This window comes from Acrocarpospora pleiomorpha (genome assembly GCF_009687885.1).
Lineage (GTDB): Bacteria > Actinomycetota > Actinomycetes > Streptosporangiales > Streptosporangiaceae > Acrocarpospora > Acrocarpospora pleiomorpha.
Genome location: NZ_BLAF01000031.1, coordinates 33,995 through 53,026, shown reverse-complemented (window position 1 = coordinate 53,026; position 19,032 = coordinate 33,995). Strand labels below are relative to the sequence as shown.

Here is a 19,032-nt window from a genome sequence, read left to right as displayed (position 1 = left end):
TTTGATCAGACTTCTTTCGCGAAGTTTGAAATTTCTGGACTTGCGGCGTTGCAGCGGATCGCGGGAAACGATCTTGACAAGGCGGTTGGGTCGGTCGTCTATACGCAGTTGCTCAATGGGCGGGATGGGATCGAGGCGGATGTCACGGTTACGCGATTGGGGGAGGATCGGTTCCGGCTGGTGACCGGGACCGCGTTCGGCGGGCATGATATGGCGCTGCTCAGGCGTAATGGCGTCGAGGTTCGGGATGTCACGTCGGCCTATGCCTGTTACTGCCTTTGGGGGCCGAAGGCGTACAGCATTCTGGCGGGATTGACCGGGGATGATCTGAGCTTTGGGTATATGAAAGCTCGAGAGATCAGTGTGGGGTATGTGCCGGTGTTGGCGCAGCGGGTGACGTTTGTGGGGGAGTTCGGGTGGGAGTTGTATTGTGCCGCTGAGTATGGGCTGACGCTTTGGGACACGCTGATGGCGGCGGGTGTGCCGGAGGGGATGCGTCCTGGGGGGTATCGGGCGATCGATTCGATGCGGCTGGAGAAGGGGTATCGCGTTTGGGGGTCGGATATCACCCCGGAAACCACTCCGTTGGAAGCAGGGTTGGGGTTTGCGGTCCGTACCGAGCGGCGGGCGGGGATGAAGCGGCCGGAGAGTGAACTCGCGTGCCTGTTGCTGGACGGCGGTAAGGATGTCGCGCTCGGCGGCGAGCCGGTGCGTTTGGACGGTACGCCGGTGTCGCGGGTGACCAGCGGCGGATATGGCTATCGGGTCGATCGGTCGATCGCCTACGCGTATCTGCCGCCTGGAGCGTCCCGAGTCGAGGTCGGCGTCAACGGCAGGTGGGTTGGCGCGGATGTCACGACCGGTCCAGTCTACGACCCAGGTCACGAACGTATCCGCGCAACCCCTGGAATTGGATGGTAGGCGGATAGCGTGCTTTAAATTTCAATGCCAATCGAAACGTCATTCTCGATCATTATTCATCGTTAAGTTTCCATGCGGCTCTCGGGTCTCTGGGTGACTTTCCGATCCATCTGATCAGACCCTCGCCTTCTAGCGCCTTTAGGCGATTAATTATGGCTGGCCGACTCAAACCTAGACTTTCTGCTAGGTCGCCTGTACTGAGAGGTCTAGCCGCTGCTCGCAGCGTATCAAGGAGACGTTCACTACCCTTGGGAAGCCGGGCAGCCAAGCGTGCGTCTAGGCGCGGTACGGCCGTGAGAATCAGCCGGACACTTCCGCCGCTCTGCTTGTAGATTGGATCGGTCAGGCCGACGCGGCGCATCTCGTCAAACATGCGCTTGATTCCTTCGCCCAACTCTTGGCCGATTCGCAAGTCGGCACAAACGCGTGCAATTCTCGGATTCCTTGCGAATCGGCTGATTTCTAAAGGTGAGGACGGATTAGCCAATCCTGGAAATCGCCCAGGGCTTTCGATTTCAATGCGGTTGGGGTAGATTTCTATGCGAATATGATCTCCAGCCAGGCTATAGGAGCGGTGAATCACGGCATTGACCAATCCCTCTAGCCAAACATCTCTCGGTACTATAGGACGCCCTTCAAAGGTTCCTGTCTCAACTAGCGAACGTCTCTGAGGTACTAGTGATTCGATTGTCTTGCTGGCCTCCTGGATTGCCCACGGGATAGCCCCTTCGATGCGATAATCAGAACCCTCTTCGATGCCCAAACTGGCGCCAGTGCCTCTTTGGATGGTAAGGAAGCGAATTACTCTGATATAGGCTTGGGGGAATATGTCTTGTGGATGCTTTCCGAAAAGTAGATAGGCTGCGTTTGTAATCTGTGCTGACCGAGTAAGAAGGCTGCGAGCCTGAAGCAATTTGCTTACAGTATTTCGGGTTCCTGTCCTCTCGAGATAATTTCGCACCAGGCGTTGATCAAGGTCTTTGAGGTTGACGCCTGGGCATGGGAACCCATCGTATTGGCTTTGGCCCTTATCAAATTCAAGCTCTTGGCGCTGATGGTAGTTGAGTTTTCTCGATTCATCCCCGATGCGAAGATAGCTATCGCCATTCTTTAGCTCGTGTACACGCTCCCCCGGGTCTACCCCAATGATCAGAAGTGTGTCTCGCTCGCCTTGCTCGTTTACGCATTGAACCTCGCTGAATTTTGCTCGAACCGGCGGAACGGTGTAGTCAATTGGGGCCTGGCGGAACTCATTATGCTTGTCCGCATACCGCTTTGTACCCTCTACTTTTCCGGCATGCAAGCCAACGACGATCGTGCCTCCTTCGGCGTTGGCGAAGGCTACGAGCGGCGGGCCTAGATCTTTCGAGTGCATCCTGGCACTTTTGCGATCAAACCACTGATCCTCGCGGAGTGCGATCAAGCGCTGGCCGACGTCGTCTGCGGGGGCAGAGAGGGCTGCGTCTACTTGGTTGGTGGTCATGTAGCTACTCTAAGGAGTTTCAAGTAGATGATCCAGGCGAACGACTTGATCCACCATGGGTTGCTAGTGATCTCAAGCTCCCTGCCCAGGTTGTATGTAAACTTCCAAGTAGCTTCGCTCAAGGACATAACCCCAGGTCAGAGGCATGATGGAGCCGTTCCAAGGGTTTAGAGTAAAGTTTCAAGTAGCGGGCCGTGAGCTGGGCAAGTGTGATGCGCCGGTGCCAGCCGTGCCAGGAGCGCACCTCGTGAGTCGGCCAGGTCGCAGGCGGACTTGGCCAGTTTGACCGCTTTCTCCACCCACCAGCGGGCTCCAGATACCTTGACCAGGTCCGGCCACCGGAGTTGTCGGCCCGGGCCCTAGGCTAGGTAGTAGTCACGCTTGGCCGGCGGCGGGCGATCACCCAGCGCGTGCGGCTGCCCGTAACCAACCGCCGCGTCAGGCTGCCCACGCTCGCAAACGTCGGCGTCTTCCGTATTGGCAGGGGCATTGCCTGACACAGGTGCTTGAGGCAGATCGTGATCACGGGGGGAGTTCGTCGCGGTTTGGTAGGCCCTGCCAGGTGCTTGCGCTGGCTACCGCGAAGGCGGCTACTGCGATGCCGCGCTTGAGTCGATCCGACGGGTGTGAATCGTCCAGCAAGGCGCTCAGGTATCCGGCCACGAATGCGCCGCCGACCTCTGTCGAATCGACCACCGTCACGGGGGCGGCCTGGGTGTCGTAGCGGAAACCGTCGACGGTGGCGCTCGCGCCTTTGGAGCCGCGGGTTACGACGAGTTCTCGGAGCGATCCAATGGCGGTTTCGACCAGGCCGAGTTCGTCCTGGTTGGTGAAAAGGACGTCGGCGGAGGCGGCCAGTTCGGTGAGGCCTTCGCGGGCCTCTTCGACGCTCTCCCACAGATAAGGCCGGTGATTGACGTCCACCGACACCAGAATCCCGGCGTCTTTGGCCAGTTTGACGGCGTGATGGACCGCGCTCCAGGTGAATCCGCTCAACGCCGGAGTGATTCCGGTGACATGCAGGATGCGCGCGGATTGGATCGCCTCCGCTGGCACATCTCCGGTAGACAGGCGCGAACCCGCGGACCCATCGCGGTAGTTCACCGCGTGTGCGACGCGTCCGATCCGCCGCTGCCGCAATACGATGCCGCTCGACGCGGTCTCGTCCACCCGCATATGGCTGGTGTCGATGCCTTCCCCGCGCAGCACGGTAAGCGTCCGTACGCCGATCTCGTCGTCACTCACCCGCCCCAGAAACCCCACGGAATGCCCGAGTCGCGCCAGCCCGACGGCGACGGTCAGTTCGGCGCCTTCCAGATCCAGTCGTGCGGTCATATCGTGTCGGAGCCGCTCGGCCGAGATGACACCCAGCACCTCGCCCAGCGTGAACACGTCGCTCATGTACGGTCTTTCCTAGATCTCAGGTCGCGGCGGCAGGGTCTCGATTTTCCATGATGAGTCGGCGTCGAGGCTCCACAGCAGCTGGTTCTCCGAATCCCACTTCTTGGGCGCGTCCGTGGTCGCGCGCGGGTGCATATCCCGCTCGTCCAACGCGGTCTTGTACGCCTTCCACGCCTGCCGGTATGCTCGCCGCGCTTCGACGTCGTCATCGGCGTACATCTCGGGTGGGGTTGATTCCTGCTGGCTCGTGCCGTCGGGGAACAGCGTCTGCCAGCGGTCGTTGCTCATGCGATTGGTCGCGCGGAACTCCAGGGCGCCGTCCGGCAGCCACCGCCACCGCACCGCCCAGCCGCGCGCGTGGAGCGTTCCGTCCGCGCGCATGTCCACCGCCACCTGCGGCAGGGCCAGTGCCCAGGGCCGGAAGTAGGCCGCGAAACTCTCCGCCACCGTTGTTGGCTCCATACCTCAGGATGATCTCAAGTTTCCTGGCATAACGGTGATAATTGCCCAAATCGCAACACGGGTACGGCTCCCGCACCGAGAGCCGTACCCGTGCCCGGCGGAGGCCGGTAGGCGGTCTTAATGGTTCTCGTCGGGCCGATGCGTGTGCCGGGCACCGGCGACGAGCTTGTCCGAGTCCGGCGGAACCCGGTCGAAACTCCCCGTTTTATCGGGGTCGAACGTGGCGTTCTCTGTCCGGGTCTGCGCGGGAACCGGCCGGTCGTCACGATCGACCGTGCCCAGGCGCTTCTCCAGATTCCGCTTCTCGCTTTCCAGCCGTGAGAGGCGATCACGTTCGGCCAGGTGCGCCTCACGCTGACGCCTGCGGCGCAGCGCGGACCTGTGCACCCCGCCCACGACCAGGGCCAGCCCGAGGAGCAACGCCAACGCGGTGGCGGCGCCGGCCACGAACACCTCGACCGAAGTAAAACTCAACGTCCGATCCAGTACGGAAACACTGGTGCTGACCGTGCTGTCCAGCATGGACACCTGGACCGCGACCACAACCGCGACCACGATCAGAAGAAGGCCCAGCAAAACCATGATCTCTCACCTCTAACCGATGTGGCTGACGTGGGCCAACCCCGCCTGCCCCGAAAACCGCTGCCTCAAACGGTTAGTCGCGTAGGACGGTTATTGCGCGGCCTTCGAGGGTGAGGGCTTCGGCGGCGTGGTCGGCTAGTTGGGTGAAGAGGTCGGTGCGTTCCTCGTTTGTGAGGGGTTCGGCCTTGGTGGACAGGTTGAAGGATTCCGCGGTGAGGGCGGCGAGTTGGGGGGCCGCTGTTGAGCCTTGGGTGATCTGGAGGGTCATGTATTCCTCCAGGATTTCGGCGAAGCGGGGGAGTTGGGGGATCAGTGGGGTGAGGGCGGCGGAGGCGAGGGTGGACCAGGCGGTGGCGGATTGGCGGTAGAGGGTGGCGGCTTCGGTGAGGCGGGGGTCGATGAGGGGGGCCGCTTCGTCGAGGAAGTCGGCGTAGATGGGGCGGGTGGCGCCGGGGGAGCCGTACTCGATCTCCAGGCAGACGTGGAGGCGGGCGAGGGCGGAGAAGAGCGCGCCCGGGGTGGCGAATCGGGCGGACCAGCCCTTCTTGCCGGTGGTGTCGCCGAGTTGTTCGACCAGGCGGCGCATGCCGGACAGGCCCATGTTGACGTCGAAGTAATTGTTGAGGACCGGGCCGGTGAGGTGGGCGATGGTGGTGGCGATGGCGTCCCGGATCGCATCCTGGATCGGCGAAGAAGAGCCGGGTTGCAGGGCGAGTAGGTGGTGTTTGCCTTTGCGGTGCCGGGCCCAGGCGGTTTCCAGCGCGGACAGCGGGATGCGCTCGGGCGTGGTGCGTTCGTCGTCCACGTAGACGGTGTCGCCGTCGAGGCCGATGACGGCGATCTCGTAGCCGTCGCCGAACGGCAGGCCGGGATGCCAGGGCAGCGCGTGGCGATCGACCCGGCTGATGGCGGCGCGGCCGTCGCCGAGGACCTCGCGCAGGTGGCGTTCGGCGATCTTCGCGCTGCCGGTCTGCCGGATTTCGTAGCCGATGCCCGCCCGCGTGAGCGCCGCCGGGATGAACGGCTCCGGATGGTGCTGGGTGACGATCGTCATCGTCGTCATCTCGGTGTATTCGAAGATCGCGTAAAGGAATCCGATGCCGCCGCCAAGCCCGGCCAGCATCGCCTCGCTGTACGGCTCGCCGCTGTGCGGCGCGACCACGCCCGCCTGCCGGAGCACCCGCCCCAGCAGCGCGGAATCGTGGTGCACGCCGCCCCCGGTGGCCGGATATCCCCGCAGAATGGCCGGATCCACCGGCGGCTTGGCCGCGCCGAGCACGTGCCGCCGCGCGGTCGTGTACGCCTCGCCGGTCCTGGCCATGCGCTCGCGAACCCGGCGCTTGAAAGTTTTGCCCTCGGTCATCTGAACCGCGTCCCATCAGGCCTGACGACACCCCGCGACGGGCCCACGCTCCGTCGCGGACGTCTGTGGCCTGACATCTGCGCAGCCGGAGGAAACGCCCCAAGGACAGCGATCCCCTTTGCCTCCGCGAAAGCCGATGGGCGTGGACCACCGGTCAGGAGGTTGGGCGCGAGACGTCGCCCTGCCCCTTTTCTACCATCCGACCCTTGACGATCGCCACGCCCAAGCCCGCCCCAACGGCGTACCAGAAAAGATCGGGGGTGTTGAAGGTGGAGCCGAGGACCAACCGGGCCAGGACGCTATGTGCCGATAAATCCGCCGGAATGCCGGTGAGCTGGAAGAACTCGACCGCCCAGCTGACCCCGACAGCCGTCACAGCGGCGTAAAGCGGGCGGAGCCAGTAGGCCACCAACGCGTAGATCAGCGTCGCGTAGAGCGCGATCCCGGCGTATTTGGCGAAATCACCGCCGGTGACCGCGCGCACGCCAAGACCCAGCGCCAGTACGACGGGCACCGCGAGCCAAGGTCTCATCACGGTATAGATGATCCCGCATCTGCTGGGTAGGGCCTATCCATGGACGAGTTGCAGCAGGTGGAAGAGGAACTGGCCAGCCTCCGCAGGCAGGCGCGCGAACTGCGCGAGCAGATCGGCGAAGGTCCGACGGACCCGGCCGAGGTGGCCATGCTGATCGCGAACGCGGACCAGTTGGACGCCCTGGCGGAGAACATGGAGCTCCGCCGCCAGAGCTTGCTCAACAAGCGATAGGCATGCCTTAAGCGGTAAATGCCTCAAGCGGTAAATGCCTTCGGTGCCGGTACGGCCCGGCGCGGCCGTACCGGCACCTCCGGCCGTCACTGGTAGACGCGCACGTAGTCCACGAGCATGCGCTGCGGGAGCACGGTCGTCGCGTCGGGGGGTCCTGGCCAGTCGCCGCCCACCGCGTTGTTCAGGATGATGAAGAACGGGTGGTCGAAGACCCAGGGCCCTCTGGTCGCCTCAAGCGAGGCCCGGTCCACGGTGTGGACGGTGTTGCCGTCCATGGTGAACTTCATGCCGGTGCTGTTCCACTCCACCGCGTACACGTGGAAGTCGCTGGCGAAGTCCCCGGCGATCGTGTACGGCGAGCCGAATCCGCCCGCCCCGAAGTACGCGGGCGCGTGGATGGTCGAGTAGGTGGTGTTGGGGATGCGGCCGATGTGCTCCATGATGTCGATCTCCCCGACGTACGGCCAGGGGCGGCCCTGGTCGAAGAAGTCGGCGCCGAGCATCCAGAACGCGGGCCACAGGCCGGTGGTGCCGGACACCTTGATCCGGGCCTCGACCTTGCCGTAGGTGAAGCTGAACTTGCCGTAGGTGTTGATCCGGGAGGACGTGTACTGGCACGGGCCGCCGGGGCAGGACGAGCCGGCGACGGTCTGCCTGCGGGCTTCCATCACCAGGTTGCCGGCGCCGTCGGTGGCGGCGTTGTCGTGGTTGGTGTAGTACTGCAGCTCGTTGTTGACGCCGGGGCCGATTTCGGCCTGCCAGCGGGTGGCGCTGGGCTTGGTGCCGGCCGGGTCGTTGAACTCGTCGCTCCAGACGAGCAGCGGGGGGTTGCGCGGGTCGGGCGGCAGCGGGGGCGGGGTGATGGGGGCGCCGCCGGTGCCGTACACCTGGAACTCCCAGAGGGAGTAGCCGTAGGGGGTGGCGCGCTGGGTGCCGTACATGCGGACGTAGCGTCCGGAGCCGGTCACGTTCAGGGTCTGCTTGAAGCCGGTGCCGGTGGTGGTGGTGTAGATCGGGGTCCAGTTGGTGGCGTCGTTGGAGGTCTGGATCTGGAACGCGCGGGCGTAGGCCGGGTCCCATTGCAGGACGACCCGCCTGATCTGCGCGACCGCGCCTAAGTCCACATAAATCCAGCCCGGGTCTACCCAGCCGGTTGTCGAGCTCGTCGCCCAGCGGCTCGCCGGGTCACGGTCGAAGGCCCGCGCGGGGATGCACTCGAAGCAGTTTCCGTCGCTCTGCGATGAGGAGGCGACGCCGGGTTTGCCATATGAAAGCAGGACTTCGGTGCCCGGGGACGGGGAAGGCGAGGGCGAAGGTGACGGGCCTGAGCCGGTGCGGACCGCGACCTCCCAGAGGGAGTAGCCGAACGCGGTGGCCCGCTGGGTGCCGTTGACCCGCAGGTAACGCCCCGTCCCGGTGACGTCCAGGTTCTCGGTCCCGCCTGGCCCGGTGGTGGTCGAGTAGATGTTCGTCCAGGTCGTCCCGTTGGTGGACACCTGGATCTGGTACGCCCTCGCGAACGCGGGCTCCCAGCTCAGCGTGACCCCACAGATCGCCACAGACGACCCCAAGTCCACCTGAACCCACTGCGGGTCACTGAACGCGCTGGACCACCGGGTGCCCGGGTTGCCGTCGAACGCGGACGCTGCGGGGAAGGCCGCGCTCTCGGTCGAGGAGGCGGTGGCGGGCTTGCCTTGGGCGGCGTTGGCGGTGCCGCAGCCACTGGTGCCGACCGGGCTGCCGTACACCTGGAATTCCCAGAGGGAGTAGCCCCAGGCGGTGGCCCGCTGGGTGCCGTACATGCGGACGTAGCGCCCAGTCCCGGACACGTTAATGGTTTGCACGCCGCCGGCTCCGGTGGTCGTGCTGTACATGCTCGTCCAGGTGGCGCCGTTGGCGGAGATCTGCAGCTCGAAGCCGCGGGCGTACGCGGCCTCCCAGTTCAGCACGACCTGCGAGACGGTGGCCTGGATGCCGAGGTCCACTTGGATCCACTGCGGATCGGTGAACAGGCTGCCCCAGCGGGTGGCGGTGCTGCCGTCCACCGCGGCCGCGGCGGTGAAGGCGGCCTCGGACGAGGACGCGGTGGCGGTCTTGCCTTGGGAGAGCAGGGTGTCGGCCGCGGCTGCGGGGACGCTCACCACGTAGGTAACGATCAGGGCGAACGCGGCAAGCAGTGCTAGTCGGACGCGTGCATGCATGGAACCTCCTCGACGGAGCACCAGACCAGGACAGGCCGCGCCGGGCCGACGAGTGCGGGGAAGCGCTCTCGGACACTGAGCGTGCTCGCGATTCAGTACTACTGTCAAGAGTTGAATTAACATGTGAGAAACTCTCGAGACGTGCGAGAGAACGCTTTCCCGTGCCCGGAAGATCGCAATTTTGCCATGCTGACCTGCGGATATGTCAGAAAAATCAGGGGAACGTTCCCTAGAGGTCACGACGATCGTTATCTCGGAACCCATTGACAAGTTTCCGGAGCCAGGACCAACCTCACTCCAGGGAACGTTCTCTTCATGATCATAAATAGGAAGGTTCCAACGGCATGTCCACTCTCCCTCGCCGCCGCGTGACGCGGCTCGTCGTGCCCCTGATCGCCGCATCCCTCCTGGCCGCCTGCGGTGGCGAGGACCCGGCCCCCAGCGGTGGCGCGTCCGCCTCCCAGCCGGCTGAGAAGGTCACCCTTACCGTCGCCCTGTTCAGCGACTTCCACTACGCGCCGCTGTACGAAGAGTTCAAGAAGACCCACCCGAACGTCACGATCACCGAGCGCCGCGCCCAGTTCAACGACCACCACAACAACCTGGTCACCCAGCTGGCCACCGGCGCGGGCGCGGCCGACGTGGTCGCGATCGAGGGCGGGTTCATCACCACCTTCCAGCAGGTGCCGGACAAGTTCTACAACCTGGGCGACTACGGCCTGACCTCCCGCCAGTCGGAATACCTGGACTGGAAGTGGCAGCTCGGCCTCGCCGCCGACGGCAAGACGCTGCTCGGCCTCGGCACCGACGTCGGCGGCCTGGCCATGTGCTACCGCCCCGACCTGTTCAAGAAGGCCGGTCTGCCCACCAACCGCGACGAGGTCTCGGCCCTGTGGCCCACCTGGGACGCGTACGTCGAGACCGGCAAGAAGTTCGTCGCAGGCGGCGTGAAGGACGCCGCCTTCACCGACGGCCCCGGTGAGCACTTCCGGGCCATGGTCGAGCAGGCCCCCGTCGGCTTCTACGACGCCTCGAACAACCTGGTCGTGGCCACCAACCCGGACGTCAAGAAGGCGTTCGACATGGGCGTCTCGATGATCCAGAACAAGCTGTCCGGCAAGCTCACCGCGTTCACCCCCGAGTGGACCACCGGCATCGCCAAGGGCACCTTCGCCACCATGGTCTGCCCGGCCTGGAAGACCGGCGTGATCAAGGACCAGAAGCCCGGCGAGGGCACCTGGGACATCGCCGCGGTGCCCGGTGGCGGCGGCAACCAGGGCGGAACCCACCTGATGGCTCCCAAGCAGGGCAAGCACCCGAAGGAAGCGGCCGAGCTGATCAACTTCCTGACCAGCAAGGAGAGCCAGCTCACCCTCTGGAAGGACGCCAGCGCGCTGCCCTCCCTGCCCGCCCTGTACGAGGACCCGGCGGTCGCCACCTTCGTCAACCCGTACTTCGGCGACGCTCCGATCGGCAAGATCTTCACCGACGCCGCGAAGGCGCTCAAGCCCCAGCACACCGGCCCCAAGTCCGGTGACGTGCTGCTCGCCATGGGCAACGGCCTGAGCCGGGTCGAACTGCAGAACCAGGCGCCGGAAGAGGCCTGGGCCCAGGCGGTCTCGGACGCGGAAAAGATCAAGTAGCTGGTCAGGGTGGCCGGTCATTCTCCCCGGCCACCCAGGCGGCTCGGCCGCGCCTGTGTCTGGACTGAGGAACGCAGGGTCGCGAAGCGGCCCGGAGTGACGAGGGAAGACACAGGCTGAGGGCGGCCGAGCCCGCCGATCCGAAGGATCGGCCAATGTCACAGAGAGGAGCCGCCATGGCTACGCGTGCCCCGGACCGTCCCGCCGCGCCGCCGCGTCCGTCGGGGAAACGGCGCCGGTTCAACGGGCGTCACTGGCGCTACCAGGTCGACGTCAAAGGCTCGCCGTATGCCTACGTCGCGCCGTTCTTTCTGCTGTTCTGCGCCTTCGGGCTGTTCCCGCTGCTCTACACGGCCTGGGTCAGCCTGCACGAGTGGACGCTGCTCCAGGACGAGCACGAGTTCCTCGGCCTGGACAACTTCATCGCGGTCGTCCAGGACTCCTACTTCTGGAACGCCACCTTCAACACGCTGTCCATCGGGTTCCTGTCCACCGCCCCGCAGCTGCTGCTGGCGATCTGGCTCGCGCATCTGCTGAACCGGCCGCTGCGGGCGCAGACGCTGTTCCGGGTCACGCTGCTGCTGCCCAACGTGACCAGCGTGGTCGCGGTGGTGGTCATCTTCAGCCAGCTCTTCGGGCGCGACTTCGGGCTGCTCAACTGGGTGTTGTCGTTGTTCGGGGCCGGGGAGATCGACTGGCGGGCCGGGACGGGGACCTCGCACATCGCCATCTCGACCATGATCATGTGGCGGTGGACGGGGTACAACGCGCTCATTCTGCTGGCGGCCATGCAGGCCGTACCCAGAGAGCTGTATGAGGCGGCCACCATCGACGGCGCGAGCAACCTCACCCAGCTGCGCAAGATCACCATTCCGATGATCCGGCCGACGATGATCTTCGTGGTGATCACCTCGACCATCGGCGCCATGCAGATCTTCGCCGAGCCGCTGCTGTTCGGCGCCTACAGCGTCACCGGCGGCCAGGACCGGCAATACCAGACGCTGGCGCTGTTCATCTACGAGAACTTCGCCCGCCTGGACTTCGGCTACGCCTCGGCCATCTCCTGGATGATGTTCCTGTTCATCATCGTGATCGCCGGGATCAACTTCCTGCTGACCAGCAGGACGAAGGGGGATCTGCGATGAGGGCTGCGAAGGGCATGCGGCTCACCTATCTCACCCTGCTGGGCGTCGCCTTCTTCACCGCGCTGCCGCTGTACTTCAGCGTCGTGGTGGCCTCCCGGGACAACGCCGCGCTGGCCCAGGTGCCGCCGCCGATGATCCCCGGCGGCAACTTCTTCGAGAACATCGGCCGGGTCTTCGAGACCGTGCCGTTCGCGCTGGCCATGCTCAACTCGGTGATCGTGTCCGGGTCCATCGCGGTGGCGGTGATGTTCTTCTCCACGCTGGCCGGGTTCGCGTTCGCCAAGCTGCGCTTCCGCGGCCGCCAGGCGCTGCTGCTGATCACCGTGGCCACCATGATGGTGCCGTCGCTGCTCGGCATGATCCCGCTCTACCTGCTGATGGTGAAGCTGGAGTGGACCGGCAGCATCTACGCGCTGATCGTGCCGGGCCTGGTCAACGCGTTCGGCGTGTTCTTCATGACGCAGTACCTGTCCCGCGCGCTGCCCACCGAGCTGCTGGAGGCGGGGCGGGTGGATGGCTGCACCACCTGGGGCCTGGTCTGGCACGTGGTCTTCCCGGCCGCCCGGCCGGCCGCGGCTGTGCTCGGCATGCTCACGTTCATGAACGCGTGGAACGACTACATGTGGCCGCTGCTCGTGCTCACCCCGGAGAACCCGACCGTGCAGGTGGCCCTGTCCACGCTCGCCGCGGGTTACGTCAACGACTACGTGATGGGCCTGGCCGGTACGGCACTCGGCACGCTGCCGCTGGTCCTCGTCTTCGCGTTGCTCGGCAAACACATCATCGGAGGAATCATGCAGGGAGCGGTCAAGGGATGACGTCGACCATCGAGACTCGGGGGCACGGGAAGGTCGAGCCCTCGACACAGGCTCATTCCGTGGTCTTTCCGGACGGCTTCATCTGGGGCGCGGCCACCGCCTCTTACCAGATCGAGGGGGCCGCGCGCGAGGACGGCCGCGGGCCGTCGATCTGGGACACCTTCGCGCGCACGCCCGGACGGGTGGCCGACGGGCACACCGGCGACGTGGCCTGCGACCACTACCACCGCTACCGGGAGGACGTCGGGTTGATGGCCGGGCTCGGGCTCGGCGTCTACCGGTTCTCCACGGCGTGGCCGCGGATCGTGCCGGACGGGTCCGGGCCGGTCAATCCGCGCGGTCTGGACTTCTACGACAAGCTCGTGGACGAGCTGCTGGGGGCGGGGATCACGCCCTATGTCACGCTTTATCACTGGGATCTTCCGCAGAATCTGGAGGATCGGGGTGGGTGGGCCAATCGGGATACGGCTTACCGGTTCGGTGATTACGCGCAAGCCGTACATGCGCGGCTTGGGGATCGGGTGCGGACCTGGACCACCTTGAACGAGCCGTGGGTGTCGGCGTTCCTCGGCTACTGCAGCGGGGTGCACGCGCCGGGGCGCCGGTCGGAGGCGGACGCGTTCAAGGCCGCGCACCACCTGTTGCTCGCGCACGGTCTGGCCGCGCGGGCGCTGACCGGGGAGCTCGCGCTCACCCTCAACCTGGCCCCGGTGGTGACGCCCGCGCAGGCGCTCGACCCCGCTGCGGAGATCTCCGACGTCGACCGGGAAGCCGTCGACCGGATCGACGCCCTGCTCAACCGGCAGTTCATCGACCCCGCCCTGCGCGGGATCTACCCGCCGGAGGTGCTGGAGATCGCGGCCCGGCACGGCGGCCTCGACCACATCAAGGACGGCGACCTGGCGATCATCAACCAGCCGATCGACCTGCTCGGGATCAACTACTACAACCCGTGCATCGTCGAGTCGGCCCCGGGCACCCCGGCCAACGAGGCATACCCGGGCTCGGAGGGCATCGGCTTCGCCAGCCTGGACGTGCCGTCCACCGCGATGGGCTGGCCCATCATCCCGTCAGGGCTTTCCTCCCTGCTCGTACGGCTAAGCCAGGACTACCCCGAAGTCGGGCTGATCGTCACCGAGAACGGCGCCGCCTTCGACGACGTCGTGGTCGGCGACCGGGTCCCGGACGCCGACCGGGTAGCCTACCTGGACGGTCATCTCCGGGCCGCGCACGCCGCCATCGAGGCGGGCGCGGATCTGCGGGGTTACCTCGTCTGGTCATTGCTGGACAATTTCGAATGGGCCGAGGGTTACCACCTGAGGTTCGGCATCGTCCGCGTCGACTACGGCACCCAGCGCCGCCTGCTCAAGGACAGCGCGCTGTGGTATCGCGGGGTCATCCAGCGAAACGGAATTGCATGAAACGTCCCACCTTGGAGGCGGTCGCCGCCAGGGCCGGTGTGTCCAAGTCGACCGTCTCCCGGGTCGTGAACGGCGACACGACGGTCACTCCGGATTTTCGCGAGGTCGTGCTGCGCGCGGTCAACGAGCTGGGCTACGTGCCCAACTCGGTCGCGCGCAGCCTGGTCACCCAGCGGACCAACTCGATCGCGCTCATCGTCTCCGACCCGCCCGCCGGGCTGTTCTCCGACGATCCGATGTTCTCCGCCGTGGTCCGGTCCGCCAGCCGGGCCCTGGAGGCGGCCAGCAAGCAGGTCGTGCTCATGCTGGCGGCTTCGGACGAGAGCCGGTTGCGGGTGCAGGAGTACATCGCCGCCGGGCACGTGGACGGGGTCATGCTGGTGTCCTTCTACGGCGCCGACCCGTTGCCGGCGGCTTTGGTGCGGATGGGGTTGCCGATCGCGTCCTTCGGGAAGCCGGTGTCGGCGCCTTCGGTGCCGTATGTGGACAACGACAACTATGACGGGGCCGCGCAGGCGGTCCGCCACCTGCTGGGGCGCGGGCGGCGGCGGATCGCGACGATCTCCGGGCCGCTGGACATGATCGCGGCGCAGGACCGGTTGACCGGGTATCGGGACACGCTCCGCGACACCGGGCGGCGGTCGATCATCGCGGTTGGGGATTTCACCCGGGTTTCCGGCGATCAGGCGATGTGCCAGTTGCTTGAGGATGATCCGGGGCTGGACGCGGTGTTCGCGGCCAACGATTTAATGGCGATCGGGGCGTTGCGCGCGTTGCGGCAGGCCGGTCGGCGAGTGCCGGACGATGTCGCGGTGGTCGGATATGACGACATCGAGGCCGCCCTCTACACCGATCCGCCGTTGACGACGGTGCGTAGTCCGATGGCCGCTCAGGCGCTGGCGGTGGTCAGCCAGCTGCTCGGCCTGTTCGAGGGCGGGTCGGCCGATCCGGTGATCATGCCGACGGAACTGGTGGTAAGGGAGTCCAGCTAGATATCACCCTGTAGTAAGCAAATTGCACCAATTCGAGCTGATATTAGTGTGTTGATGCATTCACGGGCGCTTGGGGAGCATATGTCCGTAAAGCTCGGATTGGTGGACCTTCGGGACGCCGAATACTCCTATCTTGACGCGCGGGGGCACGTCTACCTCGATTACACGGGGTCAGGGCTGCCCTCGCGGCACCAGATCCGCGCCCACGCCGAACGGGTCATCGGCGGATGCTACGGGAATCCGCATTCGGAGAATCCCACCTCCAGCGCGGCGACCGCACTGGTGGATCGCACCCGGGCGGCCATCCTCGCCTATTTCAACGCCGCACCCGACGAGTACGCGGTGATCTTCACCTCCAACGCCACCGGAGCCTGCCGGCTGGTCGGAGAGGCATACCCGTTCGGGCCGGATGCCCGCCTCGTGCTGACCAGTGATAACCACAATTCGGTCAACGGCATTCGGGAGTACGCGCGAGCGCGTGGCGGTGAGGTCACGACCGTCGGAATGGTCAGTCCTGAGCTGCGAGTGGACGAAGGAGAACTGCTCTACGCCCTGGATGGGACCCGGGGACTGCTCGCCTTTCCCGCCCAGAGCAACTTCACCGGGGTGCAGCACCCGCTTCGGTGGGTCACCGAAGCCCGCGCGCGGGGCTACGACGTGCTGCTCGACGCCGCCGCCTTCGTGCCCGCCAACCGCCTCGACCTCAGCGAGATCCATCCCGACTTCGTGCCGGTCAGCTGGTACAAAATCTTCGGCTACCCGACCGGCGTCGGCTGCCTGATCGCCCGCCGCGAGGCTTTATCCCGACTTATCCGGCCATGGTTCGCGGGCGGGACGATCAAGGCCGTCAGCGCGTACGGCAACTGGCACGTCTTCAACGAGGACGAGAGCGCCTTCGAGGACGGCACGCTCAACTTCCTCTCCATCCCCGACGTCGAAATCGGCCTCGGCTGGATCGCGAGCATCGGCATCGACGCCATCCACACCCACGTCACCACCCTGACCGGCATCCTCCTAGACCGCCTCACCGCTCTCCGCCACGCGAACGGCGCTCCTTTTGTCAGCATTTATGGCCCTACTAACACCCACGACCGCGGCGCCACCGTCACCTTCAACTTCCGCACCCCCGACGGCGACGTCATCGACGAACGCGACGTCGCCCGCTCCTCCGCCGCCGCCGGCATCTCCCTCCGCACCGGCTGCTTCTGCAACCCCGGCGCCGGCGAACGCGCCTTCGCCATCGACGAATCCCTCCTCGCCGGCCCCTACTTCCACGCCGACCTAACCCTCGACGACTACCTCCACGCGTTGGGCCTCCCCAGCGGCGGCGCCGTCCGCGTCTCCCTCGGCCTGGCCTCCAACGAGTCCGACATCGACCGCTTCCTCGACTTCGCGACAGCGGAATACCTGGACCGCGTCCCGGATTACGCGGACCTCGCCCCCCGCCTACGCTGCTGAGAGATCCACGTGACGTCCTGCGCGTTCTCCAGGACTGATGTTGGCTCGCCTTTCAAGCAGGCTGGTCTCGTTGTCGACCTAGGCTGATGTCCTATTCCAGGGTTGTGGCACTTGCCTTCCCTATAACATTCATGTTATGAATTGGGGAGAGGTGGAGCTCGAACCCGAGGTCGACAAGTGGTTCGACTCGCTCAATCAGGAGGACCAGGAGACGGCCGCCTTCTATGTCGACCTGTTGGCTGAGCGAGGAGTGCTCCTCGACGAGCCGTACACGAGACAACTACGCGGCAAACTTCGGGAACTCCGGTTCCATCTCTCTCGTGAGGCGGTGCGCATCAGCTATTGGATCGCGTCAGGCAGGCGCATCATCCTGCTGACGGTGTTCCGCAAGCAGCGAATGCGCGAAACCGCTGAGGTCGAACGAGCGGTGCGGGCCATGGAGCGATGTGTCGCCGAGGCTCACACGGTGGACGAGGAGTGAGTGGCATGGCTGAGCGTAAGGCGTGGTCCGAGAAGCGTGCCGAGATCATGAGCCGTCCCGGGGCCGGGGCCGCCTACGAGGCCGCCCGCATCCGTTTCGAACTGGGCGAAGCCGTACGGCTCCGCCGTGAGGAGCTTGGCCTCACTCAGACCGAGTTGGCCGAGCGGGCGGGGTTGAAGCAGCCGGCTGTGGCGCGGTTCGAAGCGGGTGGCACCATGCCCACCATCCCTATGCTGGAACGCCTCGCAGAGGCATTGGAACTGCGTCTCAGCGTCCAACTCCACCCGCTCCGTGAGGCCAGTTAGTCCATGCTCTGGGGACAATGCGCTTTCTGCGGACGTTGACCCGTCAGCTATCCGACGGGGTAGTCTCTGGGGCTTTGGTCTGACCTGCTTTGGTCTCTAGCGGCGGAGGGCCCATTCGACGGCGGGGCAGCGGTCCATGACCACGTCTAAGCCTGCTGCTTGGGCGCGGAGGGCTGCGGGGATGGCGATGACGTTGAGGGGGAGCCAGACGGCTTTGGCGTGGATGGTGATTGCTTGGGTTATGGCTTCGGGGGCGTGGGGGGAGCGGCGGTAGATGGCCACCACGTCTACGGGGGTGGGGATGTCGGTGAGGGTGGGGTAGCCCTTTTCGCCGAGGACGGGCTCGGCGTGGGGGTGCACGGGGATGATGGTCTTGCCGCGGTGCTGGAGGAGTCTGGCCTGGTCGTACGCGGTTCGGGTGGGGTTGTTGGCCAGTCCGACGAAGGCCCAGGTCTGGGTGTCGTGCAGGAGCCGCCGGATGACAGCCAAGTCGGCGAAACGGTCGTCCATGGTCTCTTCAACATGCGGGATGTCGGGAAACATCCGGTTTTCCGGGGGCCGTTTGGGTTGTGGTACGGCCCCCGGGTAGCCGGTGTTTCAGCAGGAGAGTGGGGTGGTGCGGCGGAGCCACTGGGCGTCAAGCGGAGGCAGACCCAGCGGGCGGTGGGGAGGGGGCGGCTTTGGGATACGCCGGTGGGGCTCTGTTCGGGGAGGGCGGCGTCGTCGAGTTCGCGGTTCCACTGGAGGGCGGCGTTCTGGCCGCCCAGGCGGAGGTCACGGCCGCCGGTGGTGGAGTCGGCCATGGTGATCATGGTGATGTGGTTGGCGGGGTGGGCGGTGGTGTGTCTGATCCATAGCCGGGCGTACACGACGGGGGCGATGGTGGAGACGTTGGCGGTGGTGGCGGCGAAGACGTGGTTGCAGTAGTTGCCGCCGCCGGTGATGCGCAGGGATCGGGTGCCGGAATGGGCCGTCGTGGTGTCGATTGTGGCGGTGCCGGTGCCTGAGCAGTTGGGGGTGACGACCTGCCAGGTGCCGCTGGGGGTGGATCCGGTCTGGTCCTCGAAGCCTGAGCAGACGACCGCGCCTGAGCAGCCGGGTGGGGGGCTCGGAGAAGGGCTGGGGCTTGGCGATGGGCTGGGGGATGGGCTCGGCCGTTGGGGCACTCGCTCGCAAGGGCCGATGGTCACCGCGCCTCTGACGGCGTGTCAAAACCTGATCGAAGCGGTACGAGTCTGGAGAAGCCCTTGGTTGGACCTTCCGTGCACGTTGAGCGGCCAAAAGGTGGCAATTCGCTCGTTAGGTGATTCCGTGAATGTTTCAGCAGGTCCTTCTTGTGGCTGCGGGCTGGGGTATTCGACTTTTCCCGACTGTCCGTAGATCGCGCTGTTCGTTCGCATATAATTGGAAAAATAGATGGATGGCGATGGGGTGGCCGGCAAGATTGATCGAGGGTCGGCCTGTTCGTGAGTAATATTCGCCTCCGGTTCCGGCGCAGGTCGAGGCCTGGTTCATGGCTGGACCCGTGATGTTTGCCCATACGTCATTGGTTGAATTTGTAACTAGGAACTCATCGGGTTATCCGGAATT

The 19,032-nt window shown here is 65.3% G+C and carries 18 protein-coding genes and 1 pseudogene; 10 read left to right on the top strand and 9 right to left on the bottom strand.

Annotated elements, in window-relative coordinates; genetic code table 11:
- On the top strand, positions 1-921 hold a 921-nt coding region (locus Aple_RS52195), incomplete at its 5' end, for an aminomethyl transferase family protein (protein WP_170321668.1).
- 52 nt (positions 922-973) lie between these two features.
- Here Aple_RS52195 and Aple_RS26575 read toward each other — a convergent pair.
- From Aple_RS26575 to Aple_RS26550, 6 genes are all read right to left on the bottom strand, one after another.
- A complete protein-coding gene (locus Aple_RS26575) occupies positions 974-2,404 on the bottom strand; it encodes an ATP-binding protein (RefSeq protein ID WP_155347437.1) in 1,431 nt (476 codons plus the stop codon).
- Between the two features lie 522 nt (positions 2,405-2,926).
- On the bottom strand, positions 2,927-3,805 hold the full coding sequence (locus Aple_RS26570; protein WP_155347436.1) for a sugar kinase: 879 nt from the start codon (positions 3,803-3,805) through the stop codon (positions 2,927-2,929).
- A 12-nt stretch (positions 3,806-3,817) separates the two neighbouring features.
- Entirely contained in the window at positions 3,818-4,252 is a 435-nt protein-coding gene (locus Aple_RS26565; protein WP_155347435.1) for a hypothetical protein, read from the bottom strand.
- Between the two features lie 132 nt (positions 4,253-4,384).
- Positions 4,385-4,849: a hypothetical protein gene (locus tag Aple_RS26560; protein WP_155347434.1), complete on the bottom strand. Its 465-nt coding sequence runs from the start codon at positions 4,847-4,849 to the stop codon at positions 4,385-4,387.
- Positions 4,850-4,922: 73 nt separating this feature from the next.
- Complete coding sequence (locus tag Aple_RS26555) at positions 4,923-6,212, bottom strand: BtrH N-terminal domain-containing protein (protein WP_155347433.1); 1,290 nt, start codon at positions 6,210-6,212, stop codon at positions 4,923-4,925.
- Between the two features lie 154 nt (positions 6,213-6,366).
- Entirely contained in the window at positions 6,367-6,744 is a 378-nt protein-coding gene (locus tag Aple_RS26550; RefSeq protein ID WP_155347494.1) for a ribosomal maturation YjgA family protein, read from the bottom strand.
- Positions 6,745-6,786: 42 nt separating this feature from the next.
- Here Aple_RS26550 and Aple_RS26545 point away from each other — a divergent pair, with 42 nt between their 5' ends.
- On the top strand, positions 6,787-6,978 hold the full coding sequence (locus Aple_RS26545; protein ID WP_155347432.1) for a hypothetical protein: 192 nt from the start codon (positions 6,787-6,789) through the stop codon (positions 6,976-6,978).
- 86 nt (positions 6,979-7,064) lie between these two features.
- On the opposite strand, the gene Aple_RS55655 is transcribed toward Aple_RS26545, so the two are convergent.
- Positions 7,065-9,179: a discoidin domain-containing protein gene (locus Aple_RS55655; protein WP_155347431.1), complete on the bottom strand. Its 2,115-nt coding sequence runs from the start codon at positions 9,177-9,179 to the stop codon at positions 7,065-7,067.
- Between the two features lie 344 nt (positions 9,180-9,523).
- Between Aple_RS55655 and Aple_RS26535 the strand changes: the two genes are divergently transcribed.
- The 8 genes from Aple_RS26535 to Aple_RS26500 all read left to right on the top strand — a co-directional run bounded on the left by Aple_RS26535 (position 9,524) and on the right by Aple_RS26500 (position 17,442).
- On the top strand, positions 9,524-10,822 hold the full coding sequence (locus Aple_RS26535) for an ABC transporter substrate-binding protein (protein WP_155347430.1): 1,299 nt from the start codon (positions 9,524-9,526) through the stop codon (positions 10,820-10,822).
- A gap of 176 nt (positions 10,823-10,998) precedes the next feature.
- Positions 10,999-11,967 carry a carbohydrate ABC transporter permease gene (locus Aple_RS26530; RefSeq protein WP_174889882.1) on the top strand — a complete coding sequence of 323 codons (969 nt, stop codon included), beginning with the start codon at positions 10,999-11,001 and terminating at the stop codon, positions 11,965-11,967.
- A complete protein-coding gene (locus Aple_RS26525) occupies positions 11,964-12,785 on the top strand; it encodes a carbohydrate ABC transporter permease (RefSeq protein WP_246264791.1) in 822 nt (273 codons plus the stop codon). The genes Aple_RS26530 and Aple_RS26525 overlap by 4 nt, the downstream gene beginning before the upstream one ends.
- Complete coding sequence (locus Aple_RS26520; RefSeq protein ID WP_155347428.1) at positions 12,782-14,206, top strand: GH1 family beta-glucosidase; 1,425 nt, start codon at positions 12,782-12,784, stop codon at positions 14,204-14,206. The genes Aple_RS26525 and Aple_RS26520 overlap by 4 nt, the downstream gene beginning before the upstream one ends.
- Positions 14,203-15,198, top strand: coding sequence for a LacI family DNA-binding transcriptional regulator (locus Aple_RS26515; protein WP_155347427.1), 996 nt, complete (start codon positions 14,203-14,205; stop codon positions 15,196-15,198). The genes Aple_RS26520 and Aple_RS26515 overlap by 4 nt, the downstream gene beginning before the upstream one ends.
- A gap of 81 nt (positions 15,199-15,279) precedes the next feature.
- Positions 15,280-16,656 (top strand): aminotransferase class V-fold PLP-dependent enzyme, encoded by a 1,377-nt coding sequence (locus tag Aple_RS26510; protein WP_246264790.1) that lies wholly within the window; start codon positions 15,280-15,282, stop codon positions 16,654-16,656.
- A 136-nt stretch (positions 16,657-16,792) separates the two neighbouring features.
- Positions 16,793-17,137 carry a type II toxin-antitoxin system RelE/ParE family toxin gene (locus Aple_RS26505; RefSeq protein ID WP_155347425.1) on the top strand — a complete coding sequence of 115 codons (345 nt, stop codon included), beginning with the start codon at positions 16,793-16,795 and terminating at the stop codon, positions 17,135-17,137.
- A gap of 5 nt (positions 17,138-17,142) precedes the next feature.
- The gene (locus Aple_RS26500) at positions 17,143-17,442 is read left to right on the top strand and encodes a helix-turn-helix domain-containing protein (RefSeq protein ID WP_155347424.1); all 300 of its coding nucleotides are present in this window, start codon (positions 17,143-17,145) and stop codon (positions 17,440-17,442) included.
- A gap of 96 nt (positions 17,443-17,538) precedes the next feature.
- Here the strand turns inward: Aple_RS26500 and Aple_RS26495 are convergent, their stop codons facing one another.
- Together Aple_RS26495 and Aple_RS56370 are read right to left on the bottom strand one after the other, a co-directional pair.
- Entirely contained in the window at positions 17,539-17,985 is a 447-nt protein-coding gene (locus Aple_RS26495) for a CoA-binding protein (protein WP_246264789.1), read from the bottom strand.
- Between the two features lie 158 nt (positions 17,986-18,143).
- Positions 18,144-18,608, bottom strand: a pseudogene (locus tag Aple_RS56370) (hypothetical protein); the annotation flags it as partial.
- Positions 18,609-19,032: the final 424 nt, after the last annotated feature.

Coding starts and splice junctions, on each gene's coding strand:
- Aple_RS26525 (WP_246264791.1), top strand. CDS start 11,964: ATGAGGGCTGCGAAGGGCATGCGGCTCACCTATCTCACCCTGCTGGGC.
- Aple_RS26570 (WP_155347436.1), bottom strand. CDS start 3,805: ATGAGCGACGTGTTCACGCTGGGCGAGGTGCTGGGTGTCATCTCGGCC.
- Aple_RS26500 (WP_155347424.1), top strand. CDS start 17,143: ATGGCTGAGCGTAAGGCGTGGTCCGAGAAGCGTGCCGAGATCATGAGC.
- Aple_RS26545 (WP_155347432.1), top strand. CDS start 6,787: ATGGACGAGTTGCAGCAGGTGGAAGAGGAACTGGCCAGCCTCCGCAGG.
- Aple_RS26520 (WP_155347428.1), top strand. CDS start 12,782: ATGACGTCGACCATCGAGACTCGGGGGCACGGGAAGGTCGAGCCCTCG.
- Aple_RS55655 (WP_155347431.1), bottom strand. CDS start 9,179: ATGCATGCACGCGTCCGACTAGCACTGCTTGCCGCGTTCGCCCTGATC.
- Aple_RS26575 (WP_155347437.1), bottom strand. CDS start 2,404: ATGACCACCAACCAAGTAGACGCAGCCCTCTCTGCCCCCGCAGACGAC.
- Aple_RS26530 (WP_174889882.1), top strand. CDS start 10,999: ATGGCTACGCGTGCCCCGGACCGTCCCGCCGCGCCGCCGCGTCCGTCG.
- Aple_RS26560 (WP_155347434.1), bottom strand. CDS start 4,849: ATGGTTTTGCTGGGCCTTCTTCTGATCGTGGTCGCGGTTGTGGTCGCG.
- Aple_RS26510 (WP_246264790.1), top strand. CDS start 15,280: ATGTCCGTAAAGCTCGGATTGGTGGACCTTCGGGACGCCGAATACTCC.
- Aple_RS26495 (WP_246264789.1), bottom strand. CDS start 17,985: ATGTTTCCCGACATCCCGCATGTTGAAGAGACCATGGACGACCGTTTC.
- Aple_RS26505 (WP_155347425.1), top strand. CDS start 16,793: ATGAATTGGGGAGAGGTGGAGCTCGAACCCGAGGTCGACAAGTGGTTC.
- Aple_RS26555 (WP_155347433.1), bottom strand. CDS start 6,212: ATGACCGAGGGCAAAACTTTCAAGCGCCGGGTTCGCGAGCGCATGGCC.
- Aple_RS26515 (WP_155347427.1), top strand. CDS start 14,203: ATGAAACGTCCCACCTTGGAGGCGGTCGCCGCCAGGGCCGGTGTGTCC.
- Aple_RS26535 (WP_155347430.1), top strand. CDS start 9,524: ATGTCCACTCTCCCTCGCCGCCGCGTGACGCGGCTCGTCGTGCCCCTG.
- Aple_RS26550 (WP_155347494.1), bottom strand. CDS start 6,744: ATGAGACCTTGGCTCGCGGTGCCCGTCGTACTGGCGCTGGGTCTTGGC.